Source organism: Streptomyces sp. NPDC044002, from assembly GCF_056434525.1.
Window position 1 is genome coordinate 165381 of sequence record NZ_JBWKEZ010000002.1, and the last position, 10472, is coordinate 175852.

10 protein-coding genes are annotated in these 10472 nt (G+C 74.9%); 3 read left to right on the forward strand and 7 right to left on the reverse strand.

Annotated elements, in window-relative coordinates:
• Nucleotides 1-99 precede the first annotated feature (99 nt).
• The 3 genes from AC07A6_RS02330 to AC07A6_RS02340 all read right to left on the reverse strand — a co-directional run bounded on the left by AC07A6_RS02330 (nucleotide 100) and on the right by AC07A6_RS02340 (nucleotide 3278).
• Complete coding sequence (locus AC07A6_RS02330; RefSeq protein ID WP_478775727.1) at nucleotides 100-1623, reverse strand: MFS transporter; 1524 nt, start codon at nucleotides 1621-1623, stop codon at nucleotides 100-102.
• Between the two features lie 257 nt (nucleotides 1624-1880).
• The gene (locus AC07A6_RS02335; protein ID WP_362458430.1) at nucleotides 1881-2126 is read right to left on the reverse strand and encodes a DUF6158 family protein; all 246 of its coding nucleotides are present in this window, start codon (nucleotides 2124-2126) and stop codon (nucleotides 1881-1883) included.
• Nucleotides 2127-2168: 42 nt separating this feature from the next.
• Nucleotides 2169-3278, reverse strand: a complete 1110-nt coding sequence (locus AC07A6_RS02340) for an AI-2E family transporter (protein WP_478775728.1) — start codon at nucleotides 3276-3278, stop codon at nucleotides 2169-2171.
• Nucleotides 3279-3391: 113 nt separating this feature from the next.
• Here AC07A6_RS02340 and AC07A6_RS02345 point away from each other — a divergent pair, with 113 nt between their 5' ends.
• Complete coding sequence (locus tag AC07A6_RS02345; RefSeq protein WP_478775729.1) at nucleotides 3392-4702, forward strand: MFS transporter; 1311 nt, start codon at nucleotides 3392-3394, stop codon at nucleotides 4700-4702.
• A 64-nt stretch (nucleotides 4703-4766) separates the two neighbouring features.
• A complete protein-coding gene (locus tag AC07A6_RS02350; protein WP_362458421.1) occupies nucleotides 4767-5504 on the forward strand; it encodes a hypothetical protein in 738 nt (245 codons plus the stop codon).
• A 14-nt stretch (nucleotides 5505-5518) separates the two neighbouring features.
• Here the strand turns inward: AC07A6_RS02350 and AC07A6_RS02355 are convergent, their stop codons facing one another.
• The gene (locus AC07A6_RS02355) at nucleotides 5519-5860 is read right to left on the reverse strand and encodes a hypothetical protein (RefSeq protein ID WP_362458419.1); all 342 of its coding nucleotides are present in this window, start codon (nucleotides 5858-5860) and stop codon (nucleotides 5519-5521) included.
• Between the two features lie 146 nt (nucleotides 5861-6006).
• Between AC07A6_RS02355 and ligA the strand changes: the two genes are divergently transcribed.
• On the forward strand, nucleotides 6007-8064 hold the full coding sequence (gene ligA, locus AC07A6_RS02360) for an NAD-dependent DNA ligase LigA (RefSeq protein ID WP_478775730.1): 2058 nt from the start codon (nucleotides 6007-6009) through the stop codon (nucleotides 8062-8064).
• Here the strand turns inward: ligA and AC07A6_RS02365 are convergent.
• The 3 genes from AC07A6_RS02365 to AC07A6_RS02375 all read right to left on the reverse strand — a co-directional run bounded on the left by AC07A6_RS02365 (nucleotide 8061) and on the right by AC07A6_RS02375 (nucleotide 10259).
• Nucleotides 8061-8270: a hypothetical protein gene (locus AC07A6_RS02365; protein WP_362458390.1), complete on the reverse strand. Its 210-nt coding sequence runs from the start codon at nucleotides 8268-8270 to the stop codon at nucleotides 8061-8063. The two genes, ligA and AC07A6_RS02365, sit on opposite strands and share 4 nt — an antisense overlap.
• Before the next feature lie 142 nt (nucleotides 8271-8412).
• Nucleotides 8413-9081, reverse strand: a complete 669-nt coding sequence (locus AC07A6_RS02370; protein ID WP_478775731.1) for a response regulator — start codon at nucleotides 9079-9081, stop codon at nucleotides 8413-8415.
• Nucleotides 9078-10259, reverse strand: coding sequence for a sensor histidine kinase (locus AC07A6_RS02375; RefSeq protein ID WP_478775732.1), 1182 nt, complete (start codon nucleotides 10257-10259; stop codon nucleotides 9078-9080). Before AC07A6_RS02375 ends, AC07A6_RS02370 begins: the two co-directional genes overlap by 4 nt.
• Between the last annotated feature and the right edge of the window lie 213 nt (nucleotides 10260-10472).

The following is a 10472-nucleotide window of genomic DNA, read 5'->3' on the forward strand; positions in this document are numbered from 1 at the left end:
ACCCCCCCCCCCCCCCCCCCCCCCACCCCCCCCCCCCCCCCCCCCCCCCCCCCCCCTCCCCCCCCCCCCCCCCCCCCGGTCCCGGCCGGTCAGCGCCGGTCAGTGGTTCTCGGTGGGACGGAGGTCGCGCGGGATCAGCGTCCAGGTGGTGGCCGCGGCGGCGGCGGCCAGGGCTCCGGCCATCAGGAAGGCCGGGGTGATCGCCAGGGTGTAGGCGTGCGTGGCGGTCTCCAGGAGGGCCTGGCCGACCGCGCCGCCGAGCCGCTCGGCGGTGTGCGCCGCCTCGCCGACCGAGTCCCGTACGGCGCTCGCGGCGGGGGCGTCCAGGCCGAGCACCGGCAGGTTGCCCCGGTAGAGCGCGGCGGCGGTGCTGCCGAGGATGGCGACGCCCATCGCGGAGCCCAGTTCGTAGCAGGTCTCCTCGATGGCGGCCGCGCTGGAGACCTGGTCGGCGGGCGCGGCGGAGACGAGAGTGACGGAGGCCACGGTGGTGGCGATGCCGGCGCCGAGCCCCATGACGGTCAGGCCCGCCGCGAAGGCCGGGTAGCCGGGCTCGGTGAACTGCTGGACGGTCCAGGGCAGCGCCATGCCGGCCGCGAGGACCACGAGTCCGGCGCCCAGCACGTGCCGGATGGGGTGGCGCTGCATCAGTGCCGGGGCCACCATCGACGCGCAGATCAGTGCCAGCGGGGCGGGCAGCAGCCGCAGCCCGGCCTCCAGCGGGGTGTAGCCCTGGCCGTACTGGAACCACTGGGTGACGAGGAAGAGGACCGCGCCCAGGCCGACCATCGGCAGGAAGATCGCGGTGGCGGCGACGCTGAAGGCGGGCTTGGCGAACAGCCGCACCTGGAGCAGCGGGTTGTCCAGGCGCAGCTGGCGGCGGACGAAGACGGTGAGCGCGAGGGCGGCGAGGGCGAGCAGGGCCCAGGGCAGCGGGTCGGCGATGCCGCTCTTGCCGAGCTGCTTGATGCCGCCCGCGAGGGCGAGCATGCCGACGACGGACTGTCCGACGCCCCACCAGTCCCAGGCGCCGTCGCCGCGCGGGGCGCGCGATTCGGGCAGGTAGCGCAGGCCGGCCGCGACGATCACGGCGGCGACGGGGAGGTTCAGGAGGAAGGCGGAGTGCCAGCCGTGATCCTGGACGAGGAGGCCGCCGACGACGGGGCCGAAGGCCATGCCGCCGCCGAACACGGCGGCCCAGACGGCGAGGGCGAAGGCGCGCTCCTTGGCGTCGGTGAAGACGCTGCGCAGGATCGAGAGGGTGGCCGGCATGATGGCCGCGCCGCCGACGCCGAGGAGGGCGCGGGCGGCGATCACGTGCCAGGCCTCGGTGGCGAACACGGCGATCAGCGAGGCGGCGGAGAAGATGCCGAAGCCCGCCATCAGCAGCCGCTTGCGGCCCCAGCGGTCGCCGAGGGCTCCGGCGGTGACGAGCAGTCCGGACAGTGCGAGGGCGTAGACGTCGATGATCCACAGCTGCTGCACGGCTCCGGGCTGGAGGTCGGCGACGAGCGAGGGGAAGGCCACGTTGAGGATCGTGGTGTCCATCGAGATGAGCAGGAGGCTGCCGGAGAGGATCGCGAGGACGATCCAGCGGCGAGGGTCCTGCGTGGGGGTGTGCATGGGATTCCGTTCGAGGGGGCGCCTTGGGCACCAAAATGAGTCTCCGTCGCCCCGAATGATACAAGGATGTCTCATCCGGAGCAACGAAGACTCATAGGAGGGTCCTCGTCCGGTGGGTACGGGAAGGCGGCCGCCGCCGGGGTTTCACCCGGCCGCCGCCGGGCACAAGCCCACTGCCGCCCCGCGCATTCGCGGGGCGGACCAGCGTGCGGGGGGTGCGGCGGGGGTGCGGCCTCAACCCTCGCCGGGGTGCGGCCTCAGCCCTCGCCCGGCGTGCGGGCGCGGGCCCCCGAGCGGGTACGGCCCGCGGTACGGGCGCGGTCCGGGTGGCGGCGGACGTACTCGTCCTCCAGCTCCTTCAGCCGCTGGGTGTGCGTGGCCAGCGCGTCGTCCGAGCCGTGCAGCAGGGTCTCGTGGCGCGTGCGGTGGATGGTCTCCAGCTCCCTGAGCAGCCGGCCGTCCTCCAGCTTCCGCGCCGCCGCACCGGCGGCGTGCTCTGCCATGGCAACCACCTCCACGTCCTACGGTAGACGCGTGGGGGCGGATCAGCCGTCCGGGCCGGTGTCCGGCCGCGGCTCCGGCTCCGGGGGCCGCTCCGGGCGCGGTTCGTCCCCGGGCTCGCCGGCCTCGGAGCGCAGCGCGCAGCGGACCGACCAGGCCACCGAGACCAGCGGGACCGCGACCACCGCGCCGACCACCCCGGCCGCGATGGCCCCGGCGATGACCGAGACCGCCACCACGAGCGGGTGCAGGCGCACGGCCCAGCTCATCACCAGGGGGTGCAGCAGGTGCCCCTCGATCTGCCCGATCACCACGATCAGCGCGATCACCACCGCCGCGATGACCGGCCCGCGCGCCGCCAGCGCCACCACCGCGGCGACCGCGAGGGCGACGGGCGATCCCACCAGGGGCACGAAGGCCGCGAAGAACTCCAGCAGGGCGAGCGGGAGGGCGAGCGGCACCCCGAGGAAGTACAGCGCGACCCCGACGAGCACCGCGTTGGTCGCCGCCACCAGCACGATCCCGTGCGTGTACCCGGTGAACGTACGCCACGCCGCGGCCCCGGCGAGGGCCGTGCGGCCGCGCGCCCGCTCGGGCAGCTGGGCGCAGAACCACGCCCACTGGCGGTCGCCGCCGTGCAGGAAGAACACCGAGGAGAACACCGCGAGCGCCAGCACGGTGAGCACCTGCACCACGTGGCCGGCTCCGCTCACCGCCGTGCTCAGCAGGGTCGAGCGGTGGGTGGACAGGTACTCGCCGATCTTGGCCTGGAGGTCGGTGAGCGCTCCCGGGTCCAGCCGGAAGGGCGGGCGCTCCAGCCATTTCTCGATGCTGACGAGGCCCTCGCGGAACTCCCGGACCAGGGTGGCGCTCTCCCCCGCCACCGCTTCGCCGACCAGCGCGAGGATGCCCAGCAGCAGGACGGTGCTGCCGACCAGGGTGACGGCGACGGCCGCGGAGCGGGGCAGGATCCGGGCCAGGCCCCGCACGGGCGGCGACAGCAGGGCGGTCACGACGAGGCCGAGGAAGAGCGCCACGCCGATCTCGTGGAAGCGGCCGAGCAGCGAGAACACGGCGTAGACCGACACGCCCACGACCAGCAGGCGCCAGGCGTAGGCGGCGGCCGTACGCAGGAACGGGGACACCGGCGGCATGACCCATGGGTGCCACCGGCGGCGGCCGCTGCCACGCGCCGGGTGCCGTTTTGACCCGTCCGGGGCGAAAATGCGTTGCCCGGGTGTCCGGCGGCCGCGCAGGATGGTCGGCCGTGAGTAGATCCCGCCTGGCCTCCGTGCTGCCCGACCTGTCCCCCTGGTATTCCGGCCGTGACTTCCGGCTGCTGTTCTTCCAGGGGACGGTCACCTTCTTCGGCTCCCTCATGGCGATGATCGCCCTGCCGCTCCAGATCAAGCACCTGACGGACTCGCCGCTGGCGGTCGGTGCCATGGGCGCGGTGGAGCTGGTTCCGCTGGTGGTCTGCGGGCTGTACGGCGGGGCGCTGGCCGACGCGGTGGACCGGCGCCGGCTGATCCTGCTGACCGAGGCCGGGCTCGGGCTGCTCGCGCTGGTGCTCCTGGTGAACTCGCTGCTGCCGGACCCGCTGCTGTGGCCGCTGTACGTGGTGGCGGCCGGGGTGTCGGCGCTGACGGGCCTCCAGCGTCCGGCCCTGGACTCGCTGATGGCCCGGATCGTGCCGCACGACCAGCTCAGCGCGGCCGCCGCGCTCAACGCGCTGCGCTACCAGTTCGGGGCGATCGCCGGTCCGGCGCTGGCCGGTGTCGTCGTGGCCTACGCCGGCTACGCGTCGGCGTACGCGGTGACCGTCACGGGCTTCGCCGTCTCCGTGGTGCTGTGCGCGCGGCTCAGTCCGGCGCCGCCGGCCGGGGGCGCGGAGCGTCCCTCGCTGCGGGGCATCGCCGAGGGCGCCCGGTACGCGTGGAGCCGGCCGGTGCTGCTGGGCACGTACGCCGTCGACCTGGCGGCCATGTTCTTCGCGTTCCCGAACGCCATCTTCCCGTTCCTGGCCGACGAGCTGGACGCCGTGTGGGCCCTGGGCCTGATGTATGCGGCGGGCGCCGTGGGCTCGCTGGTGCTGGGCCTGACCAGCGGCTGGGTGTCGGGGGTTCGCCGGCACGGGCTGCTGGTGGTCTTCGGAGCGGCCGCGTGGGGGCTCGCCATCGCGGCGGCCGGCTGGTTCTCGGACATCTGGCTGGTGCTGCTGTGCCTCGCGGCGGCGGGCGCCGGCGACATGCTGAGCGCGCTGGGCCGGTCCACGATCTGGAACCAGACCATCCCGGAGGAGCTGCGGGGGCGGCTCGCGGGGATCGAGGTGCTCTCGTACAGCGTCGGCCCCCAGCTCGGGCAGGTACGGGCCGGCACCATGGCGGGCTGGACGGGCACCCGGCCGGCCTTCTGGAGCGGCGGGCTCGCCTGCGTGGCGTCCGTGGCTCTGCTGGCCGCGCTGCTGCCGAAGCTGATCTCCTACGACGCGGACACCGACGAGGACGCGCTGCGCCGCCGGGCCGCCCGGGAGGCCGAGGCCCTGGCGCAGCCGGACCGGACCGGCGCGAAGGCCTGACCCGGGGCGCCCGAACGGCGGTGCTCGCGGTGCGCGGGGCGGCCGGGGCCGGGAGGGTGACGGCATGGGCGACTGGTGGTACCGCAACATCCTGGAGCCGGGGAAACTGCCGCTGCTCCTGGCGCTGTCGGCGTTCGTGGTGACCTTCGTGGTGACCCGGATCGTCACCCGGATGATCCGGGCCGGAAAGGGCCCCTTCCGCAACGTCACCCCGGGCGGCCTCCACGTGCACCACTGCGTCCCCGGGGTGGTCCTGATGACCGTCGGCGGCTTCACAGCGATCGCGGGCGGCCGTACGGGGTGGGGGTCCTGGGTGGCGGCCGTGCTGTTCGGGATGGGCACGGGCCTGGTCCTGGACGAGTTCGCGCTGATCCTGCACCTGAGCGACGTCTACTGGAGCGAGGAGGGCACCCTCAGCGTCGAGGTGGTGGTCATGACCTCCGCCCTGGCCGGCCTGCTGCTGTGCGGGTTCCTGCCGCTGGGCGTGGACGGGCTGACCGAGGACCAGCAGGCGAACCGTCTGTTCCTCGGCGCCACCGTGCTGTTCAACCTGCTGCTCGCCGCGGTGGCCCTGTTCAAGGGCAAGCCCCGGCTCGCGGTGTTCGGGATGGTCGTCCCGATGATCGCCCTGTTCGCGGCGGTACGGCTGGCCCGCCCGGCCTCACCGTGGGCGCGCCGCTTCTACGGGCACCGGCCCAGGACCCGGGCCCGCACCATCAAGCGGGCCTACCGGCACGACCGCCGCTGGGGCGGGCTGGAGCGCCGCGTCGGCTACCTGATCGGCGGCGCGCCCAGCCGGTAGGAGGGTCCTTCGGATCAGGCGGAGGCGGGGGTCCCGTCGAGCTCCCACGCGTGGCGCTTGAACTCCCGCTGGAAGTCGGCGTGGTCCTCCCACTGGCGGGCGATGCCGCGCAGCACGTCCCAGTGGTGCTCCACCGACTGGTCGATGACCTTGCGCAGGAGCGGCTCGGCGGTCTCCCGCGTCGCGATGAGCCCCTTGACCGCGGAGGCCTCCAGCACGCTGTTGCGCAGCGCGCGCAGGGCGCGGGAGGTGTCGTCCATCGCGAAGCCGCGCTCGCTGCCGGTCTCGGCGTCGAACAGCGGGGTCAGCCGGGCCTCGATGAACGCGGTGATCCGCTCGAAGTGCTGCACGTCCATCAGGTTTCTCCCGTTCCCGCCGGCCGGCGCCCGTCGCGCGGCACGGCTCATCGATGCTGATCACAGGTGTGTTCAGGTGCAGGATACGAGGTCGCCGGGGACGGCCGTGCCCCGCCGTTGTCAGACCCGTGCGCGACGATCACGGCATGACGATCACCACCGCGTCGGCACTGGCCGACCGTGACGAGTACGCCGACGCCATCGCCACCGCCGTGAAGGCCTCCGCGGCCTACTACGGCTCGGGCGACTCCCCCCTCGACGACGCCTCCTTCGACCTGCTCGTGTCCCTGATCCAGGCGTACGAGGCCGCCTACCCGGAGCACGTGGACCCGGCCTCCCCCACGGGCAAGGTCGCGGGCGGCGCCGTGGCGGGCGGGGAGGTGGCGCACACGGCGGCGATGCTGTCGCTGGCCAACGCCTTCGGCCCGCAGGACCTGCTGGACTGGGAGGCCTCGCTGGTCAGGCGCCTGGGCGGGCCCGTCACCGGCGGGTACGCGGTGGAGCCGAAGCTGGACGGGGCCTCGCTGGCGGCCCGTTACCGCGCGGGCCGGCTGGTCCAGCTCGTCACCCGGGGGAACGGCACCAGCGGCGAGGACGTCTCGCACGCCATCGGCACCATCGTCGGGCTGCCCCTGGAGCTGGCCGTGGAGGCCACCTTCGAGGTGCGCGGCGAGGTGCTGCTGACGGCGGAGCAGTTCGAGCGGGCGAACCGGACGCGCGCGGAGCACGGGGCGGGCCCCTTCTCCAACGCCCGCAACGGGGCGGCGGGCACGCTGCGGGCCAAGGGGCGCGCGTACACGGTGGAGATGAGCTTCTGGGCCTTCGGGGCGGTGGAACTGGAGGGCGGCACCGCCCTGCCGGGCACCACCCACTCCGAGGTCATGGCGTACGTGGCGGCGGCCGGTGTCCGCACGGCCGCGGACACGGCGGCCGGGCTGACGGTGGCGGCCACCGCGGCCGGGGCGCAGGAGCAGGTGGACCGGATCGCGGGGCTGCGGGCCGGGCTGCCCTTCGGGATCGACGGGGTCGTCGTCAAGCTGGACTCACTGGCCGAGCAGGCGGCGGCCGGCACCGGTTCGCGCCACCCGCACTGGGCGACCGCGTACAAGCTGGCGGCCGTCGAGCGGCGGACCCGGCTGCTGGACGTGACCTGGGCGGTGGGCCGTACGGGGGTGCTCGCGCCGACCGCCGTGCTGGAGCCGGTGGAGGTCGACGGCTCCGTGGTGCGGCACGCCACCCTGCACAACCCCGCGGACATCGCGCGCCGGGGGCTGCTGATCGGCGACACGGTGACGGTCTACAAGGCCGGTGACGTGATACCCCGGGTGGAGGCCCCGGTGGTGGAGCTGCGGACCGGGGCGGAGCGGCCGGTCGTCGTGCCCGAGGTGTGCCCCGGCTGTCAGGGGGAGATCGACCGTTCGCAGGAGCGGTGGCGGTGCGCGCAGCCCGCCGACTGCGGGCGGATCGCCGCGATCCTGTACGCCGCCGGGCGCGACCAGCTCGACATCGACGGGCTGGGCGAGCGGTACGTGCGGGCCCTGGTCGAGGAGGAGGGCGTGCGCGACGTGGCGGACCTGTTCACCCTGGACCCGGCGGCGCTGGCGCGGGCCGCCGGGAGCGAGAAGCGGGCCGTGAAGCTGGCGGAGCGCATCGAGGCGGCGAAGGCCCTGCCGCTGTCGCGGGTGTTCTGCGCGCTGGGCGTGGTGGGGACCGGGCGGGGCATGTCCCGGCGGATCGCCCGCCACTTCAGGACGATGGAGGCGGTCCGGGCGGCGGACGCGGCGGCGATGACGGCCGTGGAGCTGGTCGGGGAGACGAAGGCGGCGGCGATCGTTGCCCAGGTCGCCGAACTGGGCCCGGTCATCGACAAGCTGGCGGCGGCGGGCGTCGTCCCGGTCGAACCGCAGGCCCCGGCCGCGGCCCCGGCGGACGGGGCGGAGGCGGGGCCGCTGGCCGGGCAGAACGTGGTGGTCACCGGGAAGATGACCGGCGCGCTGGCCGCGTACGACACCCGCGACCGGGTCCGCGAGCTCATCGAGCGGGCCGGCGGCCGGTCCTCCAGCTCCCTGTCGGGGAAGACGACCCTGCTGGTGGCCGGGGAGAAGGCGGGGAGCAAGGTGGCCAAGGCCGAGGCCGCCGGGATCGAGATCCTCGGCGAGGAGGCGTTCGCCCTGCGGATCGCCGCGCTGCTCGAAGCCCGTTAGAAGGTGACGGCCAGGACGGGCGGGGCGGGGGACGTCCAGCGGTGGCCGCAGGGGTCGAAGACCAGGACGACCGGTTCGCCCGGGCGCTGGCGCCAGGAGATCCGCTCCGGCGCGTCCGCGCACCGCGGACAGGCCGGCAGCGGGGAGGCCTGCGCGGCGAGTACCGGTGCGGCGAGTACCGGCGGCGCGGTGTGCGGATCACGCATGGGGGCTCCCTGGTCCGGCGGCTGTGCTGCTGGCACTGTGCCATGGGCGGAGCCCCCCGCGCACCGGCAGATCATCCAGTGTTCTGGCTGGTCAGGGGTGCGAGGGCCCGGGGAATTCCGGGTGTCTGCGGGCACTTGGGTCTCAACCGCTCCTCCGCTCGGCCTCGACCAGCCCCGTCTCGTACGCGGCGATGACCGCCTGGGCCCGGTCGCGGACGCCCAGCTTCCCGAAGACGGCGGTGAGGTGGTTCTTGACGGTGGAGACGGTGATGTCCAGTTCGGCGGCTATCGCGGCGTTGTCCAGGCCCCGGGCGAGCAGCCGCCAGATCTCCAGCTCGCGCGGGGTGAGTCCGTCGGGGGTCTCGGGGGCGGGACGGGGCTCGCGCGGGACGGTCCGTACGTAGGTGGAGAGCAGCCGGGTCAGCAGCCTCGGCGCGACCGCTGCCTCACCGGTGTGGACGGTGCGGACGGCCGCGATCAGCTCTTCCGGGGAGACGTCCTTGGGCAGGAACCCGCAGGCCCCGGCGCGCAGCGCGGCGACCACGTACTCGTCCATGTCGAAGGTGCTCAGCGCGAGCACCCGGGTCCCGGGCCGGACTTCGGCCAGCCGCGCGGTGGCGGCCACTCCGTCGAGGACGGGCATGCGGATGTCCATGACCACCACGTCGGGGCGCAGCTCCTGCGCGAGGGCGACGGCCTCGGCGCCGTCCGCGGCCTCGCCGACGACCTCGATGCCGGGGTCGGGGGCCAGGATCAGGGCCAGGCCGCGCCGGACCAGCGGCTGGTCGTCGGCGATCAGCACGCGGATCATCGGCGGAGTTCCTCTCGCTGCGGGTGGGGCTGGTGGTGCGCTTCGGGGGCGTCGGGTACGGGGAGGCGGACCGCGACCCGGAAGCCGCCGTCCTCGCGGGGTCCGGCCTCCAGCGTGCCGCCGTGCAGGGCGACGCGTTCCCGCATGCCGATGAGGCCGTACCCGCCGGCGCGGTACGGGCGGCGGGCGGCGCCGTCGGCGGGGCCCTCGTCGCAGATCTCGACGGCGACCTCGTCCGGCCCGTAGGCCAGCCGTACCCGGGCCGGGGCGTTTCCGGCGTGCTTGCGGGCGTTGGTGAGGGCTTCCTGGACGACGCGGAACACCGTCAGGCCGACGGTGGGCGGCAGCGGGCGGGCGGGGCCGCTGACGGTGAGTTCGGTGTCCGACCCGGCGGCCCGGGACTCGGCGACGATCCGCTCCAGGTCCGCGGCTCCGGGCTGCGGGGCGGGCACGGCGGTCTCCGGTTCCTCCCCGGCCCGCAGCACGTCGAGCAGCTGCCGCATCTCCCCGAGGGCCATCCGGCCGGAGCCCTCCAGGGTCACCAGGGCCTCGCGGGCGGCCTCGGGGTCGTGGGCGAGGTTGGCGCGGGCTCCGCCGGCCATCAGCTGCATGGTGGTGATGTGGTGGGCGACGATGTCGTGCAGCTCCCGCGCGATGCGCCGGCGTTCGTCGGCCACCGCCCGTTCGGCGAGCAGGGCCCGCTTGGCCTCGGTCTCCCGCTGCCAGCGCCTGACCAGGAGGCCGGTGGTGACGACGAGCAGGGTGGCTCCCGTGTTGGCCAGGAGGCCGAAGCCCGGGTCGAAGGGCAGGCCGCCCTGCCCGAGGCTGTTGAGGGGAGCCGTCACCAGGGCCGCGCCCACCACGGCGGAGGGCCGGCAGGCCACCGCGACCGAGTAGAGGGCCACGGCCGGGGTGAGGCCGAAGTGCGGGGACACCGAGGCGGTCAGGTTCACCACCGCGCCCAGCAGCAGTACCGCGCAGAGCGTCACCACCGGGTGGCGGCGCCGGGCCAGCAGCGCGAGCGACGAGGCCACGACGGTGAACGCCGCCACGACCTCCAGGGAGGCCCCCTCGAACTGGGTGTCGAAGGCGAAGCCCGTGAGGTCCACGGCGGCCGCGCCGACCGCCACCAGTGCGTCGTTGCGCGTCCACGTCAGCCTCTCGGCGCGCGTGCCCATCTCCTCGGCCCCTCTCCCGCGGACCGCCGTGGGGCCGCCCTCCTGGCTCCATTCTCCCATCGCGCCCGGTGGCGGACCTCGGCCGCGGGGACCGGGGGCGCAGGAGAAGACGGGGGGGGGCGGGGGTGGGGGGGGGGGGGGGGGTGTTGGGGGGGTTGTTTTCTCTCCCCCGGCGAGGTTTTCCCCCGAGGGTGGGGGGTGCTGGGGGGGAGG

Bases quoted from the DNA above. Each gene is read 5' to 3' on its own strand.
- AC07A6_RS02330 (WP_478775727.1), bottom strand. From the start codon at position 1,623: ATGCACACCCCCACGCAGGACCCTCGCCGCTGGATCGTCCTCGCGATC.
- AC07A6_RS02335 (WP_362458430.1), bottom strand. From the start codon at position 2,126: ATGGCAGAGCACGCCGCCGGTGCGGCGGCGCGGAAGCTGGAGGACGGC.
- AC07A6_RS02340 (WP_478775728.1), bottom strand. From the start codon at position 3,278: ATGCCGCCGGTGTCCCCGTTCCTGCGTACGGCCGCCGCCTACGCCTGG.
- AC07A6_RS02350 (WP_362458421.1), top strand. From the start codon at position 4,767: ATGGGCGACTGGTGGTACCGCAACATCCTGGAGCCGGGGAAACTGCCG.
- AC07A6_RS02355 (WP_362458419.1), bottom strand. From the start codon at position 5,860: ATGGACGTGCAGCACTTCGAGCGGATCACCGCGTTCATCGAGGCCCGG.
- ligA (WP_478775730.1), top strand. From the start codon at position 6,007: ATGACGATCACCACCGCGTCGGCACTGGCCGACCGTGACGAGTACGCC.
- AC07A6_RS02365 (WP_362458390.1), bottom strand. From the start codon at position 8,270: ATGCGTGATCCGCACACCGCGCCGCCGGTACTCGCCGCACCGGTACTC.
- AC07A6_RS02370 (WP_478775731.1), bottom strand. From the start codon at position 9,081: ATGATCCGCGTGCTGATCGCCGACGACCAGCCGCTGGTCCGGCGCGGC.
- AC07A6_RS02375 (WP_478775732.1), bottom strand. From the start codon at position 10,259: ATGGGCACGCGCGCCGAGAGGCTGACGTGGACGCGCAACGACGCACTG.